Annotated in this window: 20 protein-coding genes, 2 tRNA genes and 1 pseudogene; 3 read left to right on the top strand and 20 right to left on the bottom strand. The window is 64.1% G+C overall.

Annotation, left to right across the window (positions count from 1 at the left end; genetic code table 11):
- Positions 1-101 precede the first annotated feature (101 nt).
- Positions 102-2,822: a preprotein translocase subunit SecA gene (gene secA / locus SJH88_RS00545; RefSeq protein ID WP_234687615.1), complete on the bottom strand. Its 2,721-nt coding sequence runs from the start codon at positions 2,820-2,822 to the stop codon at positions 102-104.
- Positions 2,823-3,050: 228 nt separating this feature from the next.
- Here secA and SJH88_RS00540 point away from each other — a divergent pair, with 228 nt between their 5' ends.
- On the top strand, positions 3,051-3,377 hold the full coding sequence (locus SJH88_RS00540; protein WP_042419902.1) for a DciA family protein: 327 nt from the start codon (positions 3,051-3,053) through the stop codon (positions 3,375-3,377).
- 58 nt (positions 3,378-3,435) lie between these two features.
- Here SJH88_RS00540 and SJH88_RS00535 read toward each other — a convergent pair.
- From SJH88_RS00535 to petA, 7 genes are all read right to left on the bottom strand, one after another.
- Positions 3,436-3,511: transfer RNA gene (locus SJH88_RS00535), tRNA-Thr, on the bottom strand.
- Between the two features lie 64 nt (positions 3,512-3,575).
- Positions 3,576-3,651, bottom strand: a tRNA-Thr gene (locus tag SJH88_RS00530).
- Positions 3,652-3,698: 47 nt separating this feature from the next.
- Entirely contained in the window at positions 3,699-4,229 is a 531-nt protein-coding gene (locus SJH88_RS00525) for a ClpXP protease specificity-enhancing factor (RefSeq protein ID WP_274753307.1), read from the bottom strand.
- Between the two features lie 55 nt (positions 4,230-4,284).
- Positions 4,285-4,896, bottom strand: coding sequence for a glutathione S-transferase N-terminal domain-containing protein (locus SJH88_RS00520; RefSeq protein ID WP_042419909.1), 612 nt, complete (start codon positions 4,894-4,896; stop codon positions 4,285-4,287).
- Between the two features lie 108 nt (positions 4,897-5,004).
- Positions 5,005-5,763 carry a cytochrome c1 gene (locus SJH88_RS00515; RefSeq protein ID WP_042419913.1) on the bottom strand — a complete coding sequence of 253 codons (759 nt, stop codon included), beginning with the start codon at positions 5,761-5,763 and terminating at the stop codon, positions 5,005-5,007.
- Between the two features lie 17 nt (positions 5,764-5,780).
- Positions 5,781-7,196, bottom strand: a complete 1,416-nt coding sequence (locus SJH88_RS00510; RefSeq protein ID WP_042419916.1) for a cytochrome b — start codon at positions 7,194-7,196, stop codon at positions 5,781-5,783.
- A gap of 15 nt (positions 7,197-7,211) precedes the next feature.
- Positions 7,212-7,808, bottom strand: a complete 597-nt coding sequence (gene petA, locus SJH88_RS00505; RefSeq protein ID WP_042419919.1) for a ubiquinol-cytochrome c reductase iron-sulfur subunit — start codon at positions 7,806-7,808, stop codon at positions 7,212-7,214.
- A 148-nt stretch (positions 7,809-7,956) separates the two neighbouring features.
- Here petA and mscL point away from each other — a divergent pair, with 148 nt between their 5' ends.
- Entirely contained in the window at positions 7,957-8,385 is a 429-nt protein-coding gene (mscL, locus tag SJH88_RS00500) for a large conductance mechanosensitive channel protein MscL (protein ID WP_274753306.1), read from the top strand.
- A 74-nt stretch (positions 8,386-8,459) separates the two neighbouring features.
- Here the strand turns inward: mscL and pdxA are convergent.
- The 3 genes and pseudogenes from pdxA to SJH88_RS00485 form a co-directional block, all read right to left on the bottom strand.
- Positions 8,460-9,508: pseudogene (pdxA, locus tag SJH88_RS00495) on the bottom strand (4-hydroxythreonine-4-phosphate dehydrogenase PdxA).
- Between the two features lie 175 nt (positions 9,509-9,683).
- Positions 9,684-10,433, bottom strand: a complete 750-nt coding sequence (locus tag SJH88_RS00490) for a Nif3-like dinuclear metal center hexameric protein (protein WP_274753305.1) — start codon at positions 10,431-10,433, stop codon at positions 9,684-9,686.
- Between the two features lie 85 nt (positions 10,434-10,518).
- The gene (locus tag SJH88_RS00485) at positions 10,519-11,850 is read right to left on the bottom strand and encodes an MFS transporter (protein ID WP_270151270.1); all 1,332 of its coding nucleotides are present in this window, start codon (positions 11,848-11,850) and stop codon (positions 10,519-10,521) included.
- A gap of 364 nt (positions 11,851-12,214) precedes the next feature.
- Here SJH88_RS00485 and SJH88_RS00480 point away from each other — a divergent pair, with 364 nt between their 5' ends.
- On the top strand, positions 12,215-13,357 hold the full coding sequence (locus tag SJH88_RS00480; protein WP_274753304.1) for a S1C family serine protease: 1,143 nt from the start codon (positions 12,215-12,217) through the stop codon (positions 13,355-13,357).
- A gap of 185 nt (positions 13,358-13,542) precedes the next feature.
- Here SJH88_RS00480 and tatC read toward each other — a convergent pair whose 3' ends face one another.
- From tatC to hisF, 9 genes are all read right to left on the bottom strand, one after another.
- Positions 13,543-14,337 carry a twin-arginine translocase subunit TatC gene (tatC, locus tag SJH88_RS00475; protein ID WP_043380490.1) on the bottom strand — a complete coding sequence of 265 codons (795 nt, stop codon included), beginning with the start codon at positions 14,335-14,337 and terminating at the stop codon, positions 13,543-13,545.
- A 96-nt stretch (positions 14,338-14,433) separates the two neighbouring features.
- Positions 14,434-14,922 carry a Sec-independent protein translocase protein TatB gene (tatB, locus tag SJH88_RS00470; RefSeq protein ID WP_042414243.1) on the bottom strand — a complete coding sequence of 163 codons (489 nt, stop codon included), beginning with the start codon at positions 14,920-14,922 and terminating at the stop codon, positions 14,434-14,436.
- Between the two features lie 40 nt (positions 14,923-14,962).
- Positions 14,963-15,196 carry a Sec-independent protein translocase subunit TatA gene (gene tatA / locus SJH88_RS00465; protein ID WP_042414246.1) on the bottom strand — a complete coding sequence of 78 codons (234 nt, stop codon included), beginning with the start codon at positions 15,194-15,196 and terminating at the stop codon, positions 14,963-14,965.
- 115 nt (positions 15,197-15,311) lie between these two features.
- A complete protein-coding gene (locus SJH88_RS00460) occupies positions 15,312-15,689 on the bottom strand; it encodes a histidine triad nucleotide-binding protein (protein ID WP_042414249.1) in 378 nt (125 codons plus the stop codon).
- Positions 15,690-15,743: 54 nt separating this feature from the next.
- Positions 15,744-16,775 (bottom strand): patatin-like phospholipase family protein, encoded by a 1,032-nt coding sequence (locus tag SJH88_RS00455; RefSeq protein WP_274753303.1) that lies wholly within the window; start codon positions 16,773-16,775, stop codon positions 15,744-15,746.
- Positions 16,776-16,804: 29 nt separating this feature from the next.
- Positions 16,805-17,197: a DUF4870 family protein gene (locus SJH88_RS00450; RefSeq protein ID WP_042414254.1), complete on the bottom strand. Its 393-nt coding sequence runs from the start codon at positions 17,195-17,197 to the stop codon at positions 16,805-16,807.
- Positions 17,194-17,589, bottom strand: a complete 396-nt coding sequence (locus SJH88_RS00445) for a phosphoribosyl-ATP diphosphatase (protein WP_042414257.1) — start codon at positions 17,587-17,589, stop codon at positions 17,194-17,196. The genes SJH88_RS00450 and SJH88_RS00445 overlap by 4 nt, the downstream gene beginning before the upstream one ends.
- 5 nt (positions 17,590-17,594) lie before the next feature.
- Positions 17,595-17,984, bottom strand: coding sequence for a phosphoribosyl-AMP cyclohydrolase (hisI, locus tag SJH88_RS00440; RefSeq protein WP_274753302.1), 390 nt, complete (start codon positions 17,982-17,984; stop codon positions 17,595-17,597).
- A gap of 212 nt (positions 17,985-18,196) precedes the next feature.
- Positions 18,197-18,997 carry an imidazole glycerol phosphate synthase subunit HisF gene (gene hisF / locus SJH88_RS00435; RefSeq protein WP_274753301.1) on the bottom strand — a complete coding sequence of 267 codons (801 nt, stop codon included), beginning with the start codon at positions 18,995-18,997 and terminating at the stop codon, positions 18,197-18,199.
- Positions 18,998-19,016 lie beyond the last annotated feature (19 nt).

The following is a 19,016-nucleotide window of genomic DNA, read 5'->3' as shown; positions in this document are numbered from 1 at the left end:
GCAGGACTTCCTACCGAGATAAAACAGTGAGGCAGCCATTATCGGGACAAAAAAGAACACGGGCCGCAGCCCGTGTGTGTTCTTTGGTGAAGCGTGCCGTATCAGCTCAGCTTGCCGTGGCAGTTCTTGAACTTCTGGCCGCTGCCGCAGGGGCAGGGGTCGTTGCGCCCCACGCGCGCGCCGGGCGGCAGCTCGAAGCTGTCGCTCTTGTCGCCATCGGCGGACGAGTAGTTCATGCCGGGCACATGTTCGGCGCGGTCTTCGATGCTTTGCGCCGCCTGGTCCAGCTGCTCGGGCTGCTGGATGCGCACGGTCAGCAGCACGCGCGTGACTTCGTTCTTGACCTGGTCGATCAGTTGGCGGAACAGCTCGAAGGCCTCGCGCTTGTATTCCTGCTTGGGCTGCTTTTGCGCAAAGCCGCGCAGGTGGATGCCCTGGCGCAGGTAGTCCAGCGCCGCCAGGTGGTCGCGCCAGTTGGTGTCGAAGCTTTGCAGCAGCACGGCACGCTGGAAGTTCATGAACTGCTCGGAGCCCACCAGATCCAGCTTGCCCTGGTAGAGGTCGTTGGCGGCCTTGACGCAGGTTTCCAGGATCTCTTCGTCGGTGATGCTGTCCGAGTCCTTGATCATGCCCTGCAGGTCCACGGACACGTGCCACTCGGCCAGCGCCTTCTCCAGCGCGGGCAGGTTCCACTGCTCTTCCATGGATTCGGCCGGCACGTACTGGCGCACCAGATCGGCCACGCAGTCCTCGCGCATGACGTTGATCATCTCGGTCAGATCCTCGGCATCCAGGATCTCGTTGCGCTGCTGGTAGATGACCTTGCGCTGGTCGTTGGACACGTCGTCGTATTCCAGCAGCTGCTTGCGCATGTCGAAGTTACGCGCCTCGACCTTGCGCTGCGCCGACTCGATGGAGCGGGTCACGATGCCGGCCTCGATGGCTTCGCCTTCGGGCATCTTCAGGCGGTCCATGATGGCGCGCACGCGGTCGCCCGCGAAGATGCGCATCAGTTGGTCGTCCAGGCTCAGGTAGAAGCGCGAGGAGCCGGGGTCGCCCTGGCGGCCGGAGCGGCCACGCAGCTGGTTGTCGATGCGGCGCGACTCATGGCGTTCGGTGGCGATGATGCGCAAGCCGCCCAGGGCCTTGACCTCTTCGTGGTCCTGGCGCCACTGCGCGTGCAGCGCAGCGATCTGCTCGGCCTTGGCGGCGTCATCCAGCTCGGGATTGTGGGCGATCTCCGCTTCCTGCTTGCTGATGTTGCCGCCCAGCACGATGTCGGTACCACGGCCCGCCATGTTGGTGGCGATGGTGATCATGCCCTTGCGACCCGCCTGGGCGATGATGTCCGCCTCCTTGGCGTGCTGCTTGGCGTTCAGCACCTGGTGGGGCAGACCCGCCTGGTTCAGCAGCTGTGCAATGATTTCCGAGTTTTCGATCGAGGTCGTGCCCACCAGCACGGGCTGGCCGCGCTCATGGCACGCACGGATGTCGTCGATCGCGGCGTTGTACTTTTCCTGCGTGGTCTTGTAGACGCGGTCCAGCTGGTCCTCGCGGCGGCTGGGCTTGTTCGGCGGGATGACCACGGTTTCCAGGCCATAGATGCTCTGGAATTCAAAGGCTTCCGTATCCGCAGTGCCCGTCATACCGGCCAGCTTGCTATACAGGCGGAAGTAGTTCTGGAAGGTGATGGAGGCCATGGTCTGGTTCTCGGCCTGGATGGCCACACCTTCCTTGGCTTCCACGGCCTGGTGCAGGCCTTCGCTCCAGCGGCGGCCGCTCATCAGACGGCCGGTGAACTCGTCCACGATGACCACTTCACCGTTTTGCACCACATAGTGCTGGTCACGGTGGTAGATGTGGTGGGCACGCAGGGCGGCGTACAGGTGGTGCACGAGCGCGATGTTGGAGGGGTCGTACAGCGACGCGCCTTCGGCCAGCAGGCCGGCGGCGGTCAGGATCTGCTCCGCCTTTTCGTGACCGTCTTCGGTCAGGAACACCTGGTGGCTCTTTTCGTCGACCGTGAAGTCGCCGGGCTTGGTCACACCTTCGCCCGTGCGGGGGTCGGCCTCGCCCTCCTGGCGCACCAGCTGGGGCGCCAGCTGGTTGATGGCCTGGTACATGGCCGTGTTGTCATCGGCCTGGCCGGAGATGATCAGCGGCGTGCGCGCCTCATCGATCAGGATGGAATCCACCTCGTCAACGATGGCGTAGTTCAGGCCACGCTGCACGCGATCGGCCTTGTCGTAGACCATGTTGTCGCGCAAGTAGTCGAAACCGTACTCGTTGTTGGTGCCGTAGGTGATGTCGGCCAGGTAGGCCAGCTGCTTTTCCTCGCGCGGCGCCTGGGGCAGGTTCACCCCCACGGACAGGCCCAGGAAGTGGTAGAGCGGGCGCATGGTCTCCGCATCGCGGCTGGCCAGGTAGTCGTTCACGGTCACCACGTGCACACCCTTGCCGGTCAGCGCATTCAGGTAGACCGGCAGGGTCGAGGTCAGCGTCTTGCCTTCGCCCGTGCGCATTTCCGAAATCTTGCCCTGGTGCAGGCCGATGCCCCCCATCAGCTGCACATCGAAGTGGCGCATCTTCAGCACGCGCTTGGAGGCCTCGCGCACCACGGCGAAGGCTTCGGGCAGCAAATCGTCCAGGGACTCGCCCTGGCCCAAGCGTGACTGGAACTCCTGGGTCTTGGCCTTCAGCGCCTGGTCATCGAGCTTTTCCAGCTCAGGCTCCATCGCATTGATGCGCGCCACCGTCTTGCGGTACTGCTTGAGAAGCCGGTCGTTGCGGCTGCCGAAAAGTTTGGTGAGAAAGTTGACCATGCGAACGGAAGCCGCGCACCAGTCGCCATGGGCACCGGAAGCGGCCAAATCCCTAATGTAGAGTTGCCATGCAGATGGGCTCATTCAGCGATAAAGCAAGAGCCCATCGGCTGAAAGCCAAAAATTGATTCTAACTGCCGCTTTCACTTCGGCACCCACAGGGATGCCTCATGCACCCACATACAACGCAAGACACGGATAATGTGGGCCCCATCCGGACACTCCACCATGCATTCGCGCCGCCATTTCGCCATTTCGCTGGAGCAAGCCTCCCAGGCTTCCCCCGCCCTGTCCCAGTTGATCGGCCAGGCCCGGGAGGCGAATGCACGCCTGAAGGCCATCACCCCCCTGCTCCCACCCGGCTTGCGCCACAGCGTGCAGGCTGGACCGATTGAAGGTGACACCTGGTGGTTGCTGGTCAAGACATCGGCCGCTGCCACCAAGGTCCGTTATCTGCTGCCGGGGCTGGAGGCCCACCTGCGCACCAAAGGCTGGAACGTGGCACGCATCCAGCTCAAGGTGCTGCACGCTGCACCATGGCAAAGCCCGCTGTGAAGCTGGAACAGCGAACGCAGGCATCCCAGCATGTGGGAAGTGTGGTCGAAACAATGGATGGTGCCGGTTGTCGGATTCGAACTGACGACCTACCGCTTACAAGGCGGGTGCTCTACCAACTGAGCTAAACCGGCGGTCCGCAACACAGGCCAGAGGCTGCCGAAGGGACAAGGTACTTCAAAGAAAAAGCACCAGAAATGGTGCCGGTTGTCGGATTCGAACTGACGACCTACCGCTTACAAGGCGGGTGCTCTACCAACTGAGCTAAACCGGCGAAGACCGCGATTCTAATACAAGTTTCACGGCCGAAAAAATATCCACTTACTTCACCCGCTTGAGGGCGGGACGGCCTGTGGCAGGCGTGGGAGGACGTGGTTCGTCACCCTCCTCCACCTGTGGCTTGGTGCCGGAAGTGACCAACTGCACCACCTGTGCGGGCGTGGGTTCGTCAGGCGCAGCAGCTTCTGGCAACGCCACGTCCACAGCGCCTGCCACATCCAGCACCTCGTCCGGCACATCTGCCAACACATCGTCCACCACCGGGAACGACATGCCTTGCCCCGACTCGCGGGCATAGATCGCCTGCACACGCTCCACCGGCACCATGATGTCGCGCGGCTTGCCGCCGAAACGGGCCTTGAATTCAATGAACTCGTTGCCCAGTTGCAGGCTGCCCGTGGCGTCATAGCTGACGTTGAGCACGATCTCGCCCTCGTTCACAAACTCGCGGGGCACCTGCACGGAACGGTCCACGCGCACGGACAGGTAGGGCGTCAAGCCATTGTCCGTGCACCACTCATGAATGGCACGAATCAGGTACGGCCGTGTCGAAGTGGTGGTGGGCTCGTTCATGTACAAATTCCAGCAAACAGCAAAAGCAGTAGATCGGTGCTCGGGACAGGCGCAATTACTTGCGCATCACCTTCTCGGAAGGTGTCAGCGCTTCAATATAGGCTGGGCGCGAGAAGATGCGCTCGGCGTACTTCAGCAGCGGCGCCGCGTTCTTGCTCAGCTCAATGCCGTAGTAGTCCAGGCGCCACAGCAGGGGCGCAATCGCCACATCCAGCATGGAGAAGCCCTCGCCCAGCATGTATTTGTTCTTCAGGAACACGGGGGCCAGCTGCGTCAGGCGGTCACGAATGTGCTGACGGGCCTTTTCCACGTCCTTTTCGTTACCCTTGACGTTGCGCTGCTCCAGCGTGTTCACATGCACGAACAACTCCTTTTCGAAGTTCAGCAGGAACAGGCGCACGCGCGCACGGTCCACCGGATCGCCAGGCATCAGTTGGGGGTGGGGGAAGCGCTCGTCGATGTACTCATTGATGATGTTCGACTCGTACAGGATCAGATCGCGCTCGACCAAGATCGGCACCTGGCCATAAGGGTTCATCGCCGCGATCTCTTCGGGCTTGTTGTACAAGTCCACATCACGGATCTCGAAGTCCATTCCCTTTTCAAACAGCACAAAGCGGCAGCGGTGGGAATATGGGCAAGTCGTTCCCGAGTAAAGCACCATCATGGCGGAAGCTCCTAAAAATCAAAAAGAGTGGGACGCTTCAAAAGCGCCCACTCCGCTGTGACCAAACCGTTTCTGCACCGAAATGCAAAGCGGCTGCAGTCTATCTATTTATTTGACGTCTTTCCAGAATGCGGCGTTCAATCTCCAGGCAATCAGAATGAAGATGCCCAGGAAGATCAAGACGCCCACACCGACGCGAATGCGTGTATTTTGGGCTGGTTCCCCCATCCATTGCAGGAAGTTCACCAAATCACCGACGGCCTGATCGTACTCTTGTGCGCTCATTGTGCCCGGAGAAATGGTTTCCCAGCCCTTGAACACCTGGGTGTTTTGACCATGCACCTCGACATTTTCCAGGATCGCATGACGTTCACCCTGCAGCTGCCACAGCGCATGCGGCATGCCGACCGAGGGGAACACCAGATTGTTCCAGCCAGTGGCCTTGGCCTCATCACGGTAGAACGTGCGCAGGAAGGTGTACAGGTAGTCCGCCCCCGAGCCTTGGGCGCTGGCGCGCGAGCGCGCGATCACCGACAGATCCGGTGGGTTGGCACCAAACCACTCCTTGGCCTGCTTGGGGTCCACCGCCGCCACCATGGTTTCACCCACCTTATCGGTGGTGAACAGCAGGTTGTCCTTGATCTGTTGATCGGTCAGACCAATGTCCTTGAGACGGTTGAAGCGCATGGACGCCGCCGAGTGGCAACCCAGGCAGTAGTTCACAAACAGCTTGGCGCCGTTTTGCAAGGAGGCCTGGTTGGACACATCCACCGGTGCCTTGTCCAGGGCAATCAGACCACCACCGGCAGCGTGCACACCGCCTGCCAGACCCAGAGCGGTCAACAGCGTGAGAATCAGTTTTTTCATTGTTGTTCGCTCCTAGCTCAGTGGGGCTTGAAATTCACGCGGTCAGGCACGGGCTTGGGCGTTCCCAACTGGCTCCACCAGGGCATCAGCAGGAAGAAGCCGAAGTAAAACAGCGTACCGACCTGCGACACACGCTCGCCAATCGGCGAAGGCGCCTGCACCCCCAGGTAGCCCAGGATCAGGAAATTCACCACAAACACCGCATACAGGTACTTGTGCCAGCTTGGGCGATAGCGAATGGACTTGACCGGGCTCAGATCCAGCCAGGGCAGGGCAAACAAGATGATCACGGCACCGCCCATCACCACCACGCCCCAGAACTTGGCATCGATCGCCAGCATCAGCGCCACAGCCACCACGGCGGCCCCCACCAGCACCAGCTTGAACAAGCCGGCCATCTTGGCCTTGAAAGCGGTGAACGCCGCCGCCAGCACCACGCAGGCCACCAGCACGTACATCATCTCGGAGGTGATCGCACGCAGCATGGAGTAGAACGGTGTGAAGTACCACACGGGGGCAATGTGCGCCGGCGTCTTCAGCGGGTCCGCAGGAATGAAGTTGTTGTATTCCAGGAAGTAGCCACCGAACTCGGGGGCGAAGAACACCACAGCCGAGAACAGGAACAGGAACACAGCCACGCCAAAGATGTCGTGCACGGTGTAGTAGGGGTGGAAGGGAATGCCATCCAGGGGGTTGCCCTTGGCATCCTTGGGCGCACCGGGCGCCTTGATTTCCACGCCATCGGGGTTGTTCGAACCCACATCGTGCAGCGCCAGCAAGTGCGCCACAACCAGACCCAGCAGCACCAGGGGCACGGCGATCACGTGGAAGCTGAAGAAGCGGTTCAGCGTGGCATCGCCCACCACGTAGTCACCACGGATCAGGATTGCCAGATCAGGACCGACAAAGGGAATCGCGGCAAACAGGTTCACGATCACCTGGGCGCCCCAGTACGACATCTGGCCCCAGGGCAGCAGGTAGCCCATGAAGGCTTCGGCCATCAGCGCCAGGAAAATGGCGCAACCGAAGATCCAGACCAGTTCGCGCGGCTTGCGGTACGAACCGTACAGCAGACCGCGGAACATGTGCAGGTACACCACCACGAAGAAGGCCGATGCCCCTGTGGAGTGCATGTAGCGGATCAGCCAGCCCCAGGGCACATCCCGCATGATGTATTCCACCGAAGCGAACGCCTTCTCAGCGTCGGGCTTGTAGTGCATGACCAGGAAGATGCCGGTCACGATCTGGATCACCAGCACCAGCAGCGCCAGCGAGCCGAAGATGTACCAGAAGTTGAAGTTCTTCGGAGCGTAGTACTCCGACATGTGAACCTTGTAGGCCGAGAATGCCGTGGGGAAACGGTTCTCGAACCAGTTCGTCACCTTGGCGCCCGTGGACGCGTTGGGATCGATGTCTTTGAATTCGTGGGCCATGTCGTTTTAACTCCCTCAAGCCTTGTCTTCACCGATCAGGAGCTTGGTCTCCGACAGGTAGATGTGGGGCGGCACTTCCAGGTTGTCGGGCGCGGGCTTGTTCTTGAACACACGGCCGGCCATGTCAAAGGTCGAGCCGTGGCAAGGACACAGGAAGCCGCCCTTCCAGTCGCTGGGCAGGGATGGTTGGGCACCGGCCACAAACTTGTCCGTGGGCGAGCAACCCAGGTGCGAACAGATGCCGACGGCCACGAGGATCTCGGGCTTGATGGAGCGCCAGGTGTTGCGGGCGTAGGCAGGGGTCAGCTCGGCAGGCTTGCGCTGCGAGTCGGGATCCGCCAGCTGGGCGTCCAGGCTGGCCAGCTCGTCCAGCTGCTCCTTGGTGCGCTTGACGATCCAGACTGGCTTGCCGCGCCACTCCACCGTGATCTTCTGGCCGGGCTGCAAGGCCGAGATATCGACCTCCACCGCGGCACCTGCGGCCTTGGCCTTCTCCGAAGGCTGGAAGGTACTCACAAAGGGGACAGCGGCTGCCACGCCGCCTACCGCGCCAGCGCAGGCAGACGTGATGATCCACGTCCGTTTGCTGGAGTCGACAGGTGTTTCGCTCATGGGGATCCTCGATAAAACATCGCTAGGTATAGGGACAATCGGGAAATTGTAGCGGAGCGAAATTCAGGAATCCAAGCACGCGTCTGACACTACTTTTGCGTTAGATCACGCAATATTGCGCATCTCAACCGATTTGTGGAGTAGGCGTATGGGGATGATGCAAGAGTTTCGCGAGTTCGCCATCAAGGGCAATGTGATCGATCTGGCCGTGGGTGTCATCATCGGCGGGGCCTTCGGCAAGATCGTGGACTCAGTGGTCAACGACCTCATCATGCCGGTCGTGGGCCTGGTGTTCGGCAAGCTCGACTTCTCCAACCTGTTCGTGGTGCTGGGCACCATTCCGGACGGCACGCCGCGCACCCTGGCAGCCCTCAAGACGGCCGGCATCCCGGTGTTTGCCTATGGCAACTTCATCACCGTGGCGGTGAATTTCGCGATCCTGGCCTTCATCATTTTCCTAATGATCAAGCAAATCAACCGCTTGAAGCGCGAGGCGCCCGCTGCCCCGCCTACCTCCGAAGTCACCCCGGAAGAAGTGCTGCTGCTGCGCGAAATCCGCGACCAGCTGCGCCGCTGATCCAGCCACCGCTGGTCCGGCGGTTGCACCCATCGTCCCCCACAGGCCGCACCGCAAGCTGCGGCCTGTGTCGTTCAGCCCTGCGAGGGCGCCGACAGGCGCTGTGCCATGCGCACCGCTTCGAGCAGGCTGGAGGCATCGGCCACGCCCTGGCCCGCAATATCGAAGGCTGTGCCGTGGTCCGGGCTGTGCGCACCAGCGGCAAACCCAGGGTCACGTTCACCCCTTGCTCAACACCCAAATATTTGACCGGGATCAACCCTTGGTCGTGGTACATCGCCAACACCACGTCGAATTCCCCTGCTCGCGCATCAACATCCCTTGCGCGCATGAAGATGGTGTCGGGTGCAAACGGGCCTTGTGCGTCGATCTGCTCGGCCCGCGCGGCCGCCACGGCCGGCGCGATGATGGTCAATTCTTCCTGACCGAACAGCCCCCCTTCCCCCGCATGCGGGTTCAGCCCGGCCACGCCGATGCGCGGCGCTCGGCCCAGCATGCGCGTCAGCGCATCATGGGTGATGCGCAGCGTCTGCAGCACGTTGTCGAAGGTGACGGCCTCGATGGCCTGGCGCAGCGAGACATGGATGCTGACCAGCACGGTGCGCAGCTCGTGGTTGGCCAGCATCATGCGCACCGGCATCTGCGCAAGCCCAACGCCGGCGTGCGCGGCGGCCTCGGCCTGCAGCAGTTCGGTGTGGCCGGGGTAATCCACGCCGGCCGCATGCAGCGCCTCCTTGTGCAGGGGCGCAGTCACCAGGGCGGCGATCTCCCCCCGCAGCGCCGCCCGCGCGGCCCACTGCACGCTGTGCGCGGCTGCGGCACCAGCCTGGGCGCTGACCTGCCCCCAGGGCGCGGGGGGCGGCATGTCCGGCAACTGCAGCACCGGGATGCAGCGCGGCGGCACCGCCCACGCATCTTGCGGCGCAGCGATCACTGCCACCGGCAGGTGCGCCTGGCCCGGCCCGGTGATGGCCTGTGCCGCGCGGCGCAGCGTGGCCACGTCCCCGGCCACAAAACACCCCTGCAGCTCGGACGCATGGTCGCGAAAGGCCTTGGCAATGATCTCCGGGCCGATGCCGGCCGAATCTCCCTGGGTGATGGCGATGGCGTGGGTGTTGGACATCAAATCAACCTCTGGCGCTTATCCAGCATGCGCGGACAGCTATGAAAATAGTGAAAGTGCTGCGTAGCCACCCGCGCGCGGGGCACAGCAGCTATGGCGCCACGTTCCGCCGCGGGGTGTGCGCCCCGCTGGGGATGGCCGCACCGCCAGCCCCCCAGATACGGGCGCGCCACGCTCAGGCCGGATTATCGATCTCGATGAAGCGGTGGCTCAGGCCCAGTGCGGCGGCCACATGGGCCGCCACCGCGGGTGCGCCGTAGCGCTCGGTCGCATGGTGTCCGGCGGCGATGAAGGTGGTACCGGTCTCGCGCGCCAGGTGGGCCTGGGGCTCGGAGATTTCCCCGGTGAGGTAGGCATCCGCGCCAGCCGCCAGGGCACTTTCATAAAAGCCCTGGGCCCCGCCCGTGCACCACGCCAGCCGGCGGATGACCTGTTGCGGCGCACCGCTGACGCAGGTCACGGGCCGACCCAGCACGGCCTGCACATGGGCGGCCAGGGCGTCGGCGTTGGCAAACTGCACGTCGCCCACCAGGCCCAGTGCCTGCTCGCCAAAGCTGCCGCTGGCCTGCACGCCCAACCGGGCGCCCAGCTGCGCGTTGTTGCCCAGCTCGGGGTGGGCATCCAGCGGCAGGTGGTAGGCAAACAGGCTGATGTCGTGTGCCAGCAGCAGGCGGATGCGTTCCTTCATCCAGCCGGTGATGCGCCCGTCCATGCCGCGCCAGAACAGACCGTGGTGCACGAAGATGGCATCGGCGCCATCGGCGATCGCGGCCTCGATGAGCGCCCGGCTGGCCGTGACGCCGCTGACGAAGTGGCGGATCTCGGCCTTGCCTTCGACCTGCAGACCATTCGGTCCGTAGTCCTTGAAGCGCTCGGGCTGCAGCAGGGCATCGAAATGGGCGAGAAGGTCTTGTCGCTGGATCATGGGGCCGATTGTGCCAAGCCGTGGCCGGCCCCTGCATGCAAAAGGGCAGCCGAAGCTGCCCTCCATGCCACAGGTCAACGACCGATCAGCCGTGCTGCACCTTGGGCTGCCAGCCGCGCGCGGCCATGGGCCAGAACAGGCCGATGGCCGCGCCCAGCACGCCCATGGCCGCCACGTAGTGGGCGGGCGCCATCACGTCCACCTGCTGCCACACGGACACCAGCATGGGGGTCAGGCCGCCGAACACGGCATAGGCCATGTTGTAGGCAAAGGACAGGCCGGTGAAACGCACCGCCACGGGGAAGGCGCGCACGCCGACGATGGGCAGCAGCGAGATGGAGCCGACGAAGAAGCCCACCAGCGCATAGCGCGCCACCAGGGTGTCCTGACCGGGCAGGCCCAGGTAGAACAGGTAGGCCGTCACGGCCATGCCGCCCCAGCCCAGCACCATGGTCCAGCGGGTGCCGATCTTGTCGTTCAGCCAGCCCCAGAACACGCAGCCCAGGGTCAGGGTGACGGTGGCCACAGCGTTGGCGGTCATGGCGTCGGCGGGGGCGATGTGGAACACCTTCTGCAGGTAGGACGGCGTCATCAGCACCACCACCACCACGGCGGTCGACAGCACCCAGGTCATCAGGGCCACCAGCCAGCAGGCCTGCTTGTGCTCGCGCAGGATGGTCTTGATGGGCAGTTCCACGTCTGCGGCCTTGCGCTTTTGCAGGTCCTTGAACAGCGGGGTTTCGTGCAGGAAGCGGCGCAGGTACACCGACACCAGGCCCAGCACGCCGCCCACAATGAAGGGCATGCGCCAGGCCCAGTCGTGGATTTCGGCCTGGGTGTAAGTGCTGTTGAGCCAGACGCCGAAGATGGAGCCAAGGAAGATGCCGCCGGTGATGCCCGAGGTCAGCGTGCCGATGGCCAGGCCGTAGTTGCGGGCGGGCGAGTGCTCGGCCACGAACACCCAGGCGCCCGGCATTTCACCGCCGATGGCCGCGCCTTGCAGCACGCGCATCAGCAGCAGCAGCAGGGGCGCCACGATGCCCAGGGTCTCGTAGGTGGGCAGCAGGCCGATGACCAGGGTGGGCACGGCCATCAGGAAGATGGACAGCGTGAACATCTTCTTGCGACCGATCTTGTCGCCGTAGTGGGCGATGATGATGCCGCCCAGGGGGCGCGCCAGGTAGCCGGCGGCGAAGATGCCCAGGGTCTGCAGCTGGCGCATCCAGTCCGGCAGGTCGGCGGGGAAGAACAGTGCGCCAATCACGTTGGCGAAGAACACGAACACGACGAAGTCATAGAACTCCAGCGTGCCGCCCAGGGCCGACAGGCTCAGGGTCTTGTAGTCCTCACGGTTCAAAGGACGATGGTGTGCACCGCCCGCCACCTGGTGGGCTTGTGCATTCGGGTGCTTACTCATTGGGTTGTCTTTCCAGAAACTTCAGTTGGTCAGACAGCGCTAGAGCCACGGCAACGGATAGGTGCTAAAGGCAGACCGGACGGTTCTGGCAACTTCACGGTGAGAAGCCGCGGCTTCCTCGGGCGGGCGGGTGTGCCCGTCCAAGAACGAACGCAGTGTGGCGCAGTCGATCGAACATTCTAGGGTTTGCACCAAAAGGGTTTACCCACACATCGCGTTTCGCGAAGCGAATTCGCAAAATAGAGGGGGTTCATCTTGTTTCACGATGACAACCCCAAAGCGGCACCTCCCACACCCGAGCGCCCGCCAAGGCTTCGCATTTGCGCGTACGCTTTCAGACCATTGCCCCTCCCCACCTGTTGCTATGAAGCGTTACTGGCTCTTGTTCTCCCAGACTGTCACCGTCCTGCTGGCCGCCTATTTCATCGTGGCGACCCTGCAGCCCAGCTGGCTGCAGCGCGGCGCCACCTACAGCCGCGCCGGCATCTCCCTGCTGGAGGCGCCCTCCGAACCGCGCACCGAATTCGCCCCCGGTAGCCTGGCCGCCGCGGCCCAGAAGGCCATGCCGGCCGTGGTCAGCATCAACACCAGCAAGGAAGTGCGCCACCCGCGCAGCAACGACCCCTGGTTCCAGTTCTTCTTCGGAGATGTCGGCCCACAGCAGCAGACCGGCCTGGGCAGCGGCGTCATCGTCAGCCCGGCGGGCTACATCCTGACCAACAACCACGTGGTCGAAGGCGCCGACCAGATCGCCGTGACCCTGGCCGATGGTCGCATGGCCAACGCCAGCATCATCGGCACCGACCCCGAGACCGACCTGGCCGTGCTGAAGGTGGAGCTGGACAAGCTGCCCGTCATCGTCCTGGGCAACTCGGACCACGCCGTGGTCGGCGACACGGTGCTGGCCATCGGCAACCCGTTTGGCGTGGGCCAGACCGTGACCAGCGGCATCGTCAGCGCCCTGGGCCGCAAGGAGCTGGGCATAAACACCTTCGAGAACTTCATCCAGACCGATGCGGCCATCAACCCCGGCAACTCCGGCGGCGCGCTGGTGGATGTGAACGGCAACCTGCTGGGCATCAACACCGCCATCTACTCGCGCTCGGGCGGCAGCATGGGCATCGGCTTTGCCATCCCCGTCTCCATCGCCAAGCTGGTGCTGGACGGGCTCGTCAAGGACGGCAAGGTCACGCGCGGCTGGATTGGCGTGGAGCCCAACGAGCTGTCGCCGGAGCTGGCCGAAACCTTTGGCGCCAAGGCCTCCCAGGGCGTGATCATCACCGGCGTGCTGCAGGACGCACCGGCCGCGCGCGCCGGGATGCTGCCCGGGGACGTGATCACCGCCGTCCAGGGCCAGGTCGTGCGCAATGTGGCTGAGATGATGACCGCCGTGGCCGCCCTGCCCCCCGGCCAGGTGGCGGAGTTTGCCGTGCTGCGCAATGGCAGCGAGACCACGCTGAGCATCACCCCCGGCGTGCGCCCGGCACCGCAACGCGCCCGCCGCTGAGACTGCATTCAAAAAGCAGAGCGCCTGCCGCTTGCCGGCAGGCCATTTCCACCACAAAACACTTGGAAGACCTCTGAATACCAGCGCCCAGCGCTCCTTTTTCAGACAGCATCCGCCCACAAAAAAGCCCGCCCACCATCCAGGTGGGCGGGCTTTTTGCATCCCCACCAAGGGTGGGTAAGGAATCAGTCCGTGGCCGCTTCGGCCTCGTCGTCCTCGGGCTTCTTGGACGACTTGGCGAACCAGCCGGCGGCGACAATACCGACCTCGTACAGCACGCACATCGGGATGGCCAGCGCCAGCTGCGAGATCACGTCGGGCGGCGTCACCACGGCGGCCACGACGAAGGCCAGCACGATGAAGTAGCCACGGAAGCTCTTGAGCTTGGCGATGTCCACGATGCCGAAACGCACCAGCAGCATCACCACGATGGGCACCTGGAAGGCCATGCCGAAGGCCAGGTACAGCGACAGGATGGCCTCGACGTACGAGGCGATGTCGGGCGTGGCTGCCACGCTCTCGGGCGTGAAGCCCTGGATGAAACCGAACATCTTGTCCAGCACGAAGAACTGCACGAAGGCGATGCCCAGGTAGGCCAGCAGGCTGCCGAACACGATCAGCGGCAGGGCAAACTTCTTTTCATGGGTGTACAGGCCGGGCGCCACGAAGGCCCACAGCTGGTACATGATCCAGGGCAGCACCGACAGGATGCCCACCATCATCAACACCTTCAGCGGCACGAAGAACGGCGAGAACACGCCCACGGCAATCAGCTTGGCATCGGGCGGCATGTGCGCCTTGATGGGGTGGGCAATGAAATCGATCAGCCCGTTCGGTCCGGGCCAGACCGCCAGTACCGCGACCGCCAGGGCAATCCCGTAAATGCAGTACAACAGGCGGTCCCGCAGCTCCATCAGGTGCTGCACAAAGGGCTGCTCGGTGCCTGCCAGCTCGTCGTCTTTGGTGGATTTGTCAGACATGGTCGGAAAAAGCGCCGGGCTGCGCAGCCCGGCCATTCAGGAAAGAAAGCCGCAGCGCACGGCGGCAGGCCCTGCGCTGCGTCACCACACCCGCGCTCAGCGCTTGGGCTTGAAGCGTGCCACCCGGGCAGCGCCCGACTGCACGTGCGTGCGCACGCCGGCGCGCGCCTTGTACCAGCGCGGCACGGCGCCGCGCTTGAGGCGGAAATTCTTGCCCGGATTCTTGTACACCGGCGCCACGGCACTGCGGCTGTCGTAGCTGCCGTAGTCGCTGGTCGACGTGCCGCTGTCGTAGTCCGAGGCGAAATCGGTGGCCTCGCGCCAGTCTTTCTCAAAATCGCTGGAGGCCGTGTGCACCGTCTGCTCGACATCGCGCGCCGCCGTCTCCACCGACTCCTTCATCTTCTTGAGCTCGTCGAGCTCCATGGAGCGGTTGACTTCGGCCTTGACATCGGACACATAGCGCTGCGCCTTGCCCAGCAAGGTACCCACCGTGCGGGCCACGCGCGGCAGCTTCTCAGGCCCGATGACCACCAGGGCCACCGCGCCGATCAACGCCAACTTCGAGATCCCGATGTCAATCATGCCAACGCCCCTGGTCGGTGCTTGCAGCCATGTTCAAGCATCAGCTCTTTTGCTTGGCGTCGACGTCGATGGTGTTCTTATCGGCCTTGGTCTGGTCTGCCACGGCGGCCTTGTCGGCGGTGGCGTCACCAGCGGTGCCGTCCTTCATGCCGTCCTTGAAGCCCTTGACAGCGCTCCCCAGGTCACCGCCCAGGTTCTTGAGCTTCTTGGTGCCGAACACCAAAACCACGATCAGCAGCACGATCAGCCAGTGCCAGACGGAAAACGTTCCCATGAGATTTCTCCTAACGAATACAAGTCATTTTAGACGGGCGGCTGCAACTTGGCGCCGCAGATGGCCTTAGAACACCCGGGTGCAGGCCGCGCCGTCATCCAGTGTCAGCAATCGATCAGCCGTGCTTCCAGGGGCGGGGGCCACCCATCACGTGCAGGTGCAGGTGGTGCACTTCCTGGCCGCCTTCGGTCCCGGTGTTGACCACGATGCGGAAGCCGCCCTCGGGATAGGGGTTGCAGCCCTGCTCCAGCGCCAGCTGGGGCGCCAGGGCCATCATCTTGCCCAGCAGGGCTTCCTCGCTCGGACGGACCTGGGCCATCGAGGGGATGTGCTGCTTGGGCACGATCAGGAAATGCACCGGGGCCGCAGGGCGGATGTCGTGGAAGGCGAACAGCGTGTCGTCTTCGTACACTTTGCGGCTGGGGATCTGGCCAGCGGTGATCTTGCAGAAAAGGCAGTTCGGGTCGTGCGCAGTCAGTGCGGGCTCGGTCATCAAAGGCTCAACTCTCGGTTCTCGGTGAAGGTGCAGGGCGTGCGGGGTGCACGGTCAGGGATTGTCCACAATCTGCAGGGTCTCGCGCACGCCCACGTCCTGGCGGTGATCATGCACCCATTGCTGGCCCTGGGCGCGCCCCAGCGCAAACAATTTCAGCAGGAAGCCCATGTCCACGCGCGATTTGCTGGCCGCGCCAAAGTGGCTCAGGGCCGCGCCGCCGTCGATGCGGTGCATCAGCACGCTCTTGTAGCGCGTGGCATCCAGGCGGCCCTCGGCCAGCAGGCGGCGCACGAAGTCGATGGCGCGCAGCTCGCTGAGCAGGCCGGCGTTGAACATCACCTCGTTCATGCGCTCCATGATGTCGCCCGCCGTCTCGGGCAGCTCATGGTGCTCGATCGGGTTGATCTGCACCAGCAGCATGTCGCGGCAGTCGGTGCGGTAGATCAGCGGGTACAGGGCCGGGTTGCCCGAAAAGCCGCCGTCCCAGTAGTACTGCCCGTCGATCTCGACCGCCTGGTACAGCTGCGGCAGGCAAGCCGAGGCCATGATAGCGTCGGCGCTGAGGCGCTCGCCGCTGAAGATCTCGCCCTTGCCCGTGCGCACATTGGTGGCGCAGACAAACAGCCGCGGCATGCCCGGGTGCGACAGGGCCGCGCGCAGCTGGGCGAAGTCAACCGTCAGCTCCAGCAGCCGGCGCAAGGGATTGATGTCCAGCGGGTTGGTCTGGTAGGGCGACAGGAACTGCGACATCATGCCCATCAGCGGGTTGCTGGCCACCGGCACCCCCAGCGTGAAGCTGCCCATGGCCCCCACGCCCTCCCACAGCTTGCGCAAGGCGTTGCGCGCAGCGCTGCAGCCGGCCGCATGGCGGGCCGCGTCGTCCTCCGGGTGTTGCAGGGCGGCCGTGGCAAAACCCTGGGCCACGGCCACGGCGTTCATGGCGCCGGCACTGGTGCCGCTGATGCCGGGAAAGCAAAAGCCCCCGTCCTCCAGCAGCGCGTCCAGCACGCCCCAGGTGAAGGCCCCATGCGAGCCCCCGCCCTGCAGCGCCAGATTCAGTCCTTGTGGGGGGGAGGTGCTCATGGGTGGCGGGGGTCTTGGGCCATGGCCGCTCAGCGCGGCAGGGCCTCTTGCTGGTTCATGGCGACCATGCCGCGCACGATGCGGTAGAGGAACCACAGCGAGATCACGCACCAGGCGATCCAGCCGGGCACGAAGAACAACAACCACAGCGGGGCGGTGAGCACGTACAGCACGCCAGCCCACAGCACGCTGCGGATGCGCCAGGCGAAATGCGAGGCGTGCCAGGTGCCGCTGGCGTCCGGGCGCTTGACCAGGTCGATGACCAGCGCGATCAGCAGCACCGCCACGCTGACCTGCGCCCCGGGCACCACCGCCGCAATCGCAACGATCAGGTGCAGCAGGTAGCTGACCCAGCCCCAGGCGTTGAGGCCATCGAGCGTGGCCTTGTCGACCGCGCGGACTTCGACGATGTCATCGTTCACTCGCTGTGTCCTTCCTGCGCGGCCCGTGCCTGGGCCTTGCGCAAAGCCTTTTCCTCCAGCCCGCTGGTGCCTTCACGGCGCTCCAGCTCGGCCACGACGTCGGCGGGCGTCAGCCCGTAGTGCGACAGGGCAATCATGGAGTGGAACCACAGATCCGCCACCTCGTACAGCAGCTTGCCCTTGTCGGCGCCATGGTCCACGTCCTTGGCGGCCATGACCACCTCGGTGGCCTCTTCGCCGATCTTCTTCAGAAAGGCGTCGGGGCCCTTGTGCAGCAGGCGCGCGACATAGCTTTTGTCGGGGTCGCCGCCGTTCACAGTTTTACGGCTTTCGATGACGGCCGCAAGACGCGCCAGCGCGCCTTCGACCGATGCAGGGTTGTGTGCAGACATGGTGCTTATTTGTAGATGGAGGCAGGATCTTTCAAGACCGGATCGATGGCCACCCACTGGCCGTCCCGCAGCACGCTGTAGAAGCACGAGTGGCGGCCGGTGTGGCAGGCGATGCCGGGCGTGTGGCCCTGCTGGGTGATCTTGAGCAGGATGACGTCGTTGTCGCAGTCGATGCGCAGCTCGTGCAAGGTCTGCACATGGCCGGACTCCTCGCCCTTGGCCCACAGCTTGTTGCGCGAGCGGCTGAAGTACACGGCGCGGCCCAGCTCGGCCGTCTGCTGCAGCGCCTCGCGGTTCATCCAGGCGAACATCACCACGTCGCCCGTGGCCTGTTCCTGTGCAATCACGGGCACCAGGCCCTGGGCGTCCCATTTGACTTGGTCGAGCCAGCTCATAGTCATTCCTGTTTGTATAGCTGCCTGCGCAGGCAGGCAGCCACTTTCAACGATTAATCCATGGCCAACACTGATAGAACCAGCGCCAGCCGCTCATTTATTTCAACAGTGATGCCGCCGCGCGCCACCGTGGAGCGTTGCGGACCCGGCACCTGCGGCATCCATCGCCGCCGCCGCACGCTGCCGCCCAGCCTCCGGCAGGGCCGCCCCACTCACAGGCGCACGGGAATGCCACGCTCGCGCATGCGCTGCTTGGCCTGCTGCACCGTGTATTCGCCATAGTGGAAGATGCTGGCGGCCAGCACCGCATCGGCGCCGCCCTGCTGCACGCCGTCGGCCAGGTGGTCCAGGGTGCCCACGCCGCCCGAGGCGATCACGGGCACGCCCACGGCATCGCTCACCGCGCGAGTCAGCGCCAGGTCGAACCCGCTCTTGGTGCCGTCCTTGTCCATGCTGGTCAGCAAGATCTCACCGGCGCCGCGCTGCGCCATCTCGGTGGCCCAGCGCACCACGTCCAGGCCCACGTTCTTGCGCCCGCCGTGGCTGTACACGTCCCAGCCCGGGCCCATGGGCGTGCCGCCGGGGCCGATGCGCTGCTCGTCCTCGGGCGTGCGGCGCTTGGCGTCGATGGCCACGACGATGCACTGCGCGCCGTACTTGTCGCTGCAGGCGTTGATGGTGTCGGGGTTGGCGATGGCGGCGGAGTTGAAGCTGGTCTTGTCCGCCCCCGCGTTCAGCAGGCGGCGTACGTCTTCCACGCTGCGCACACCGCCGCCCACGGTCAGCGGGATGAAGACCTGGCTGGCCACGGCTTCGATGATGGGCAGGATCAGGTCGCGCCCGTCGCTGGTGGCGGTGATGTCCAGGAAGGTCAGCTCGTCCGCACCCTGGGCGTTGTAGCGCGCGGCGATCTCCACCGGGTCGCCCGCGTCGCGCAGTTCCAGAAAGTTGACCCCCTTGACCACGCGGCCCCCGGTGACGTCCAAGCAAGGAATGATGCGTTTGGCGAGCATGAAAAGACTTTTTCTATCG

Origin of the sequence: Comamonas sp. GCA5, from assembly GCF_036541385.1 — a bacterium.
GTDB classification, from domain to species: Bacteria; Pseudomonadota; Gammaproteobacteria; order Burkholderiales; family Burkholderiaceae_C; genus Comamonas; species Comamonas aquatica.
Note: the sequence above shows the minus strand (reverse complement) of the source record. Positions and strands in the feature narration are given on the sequence as shown.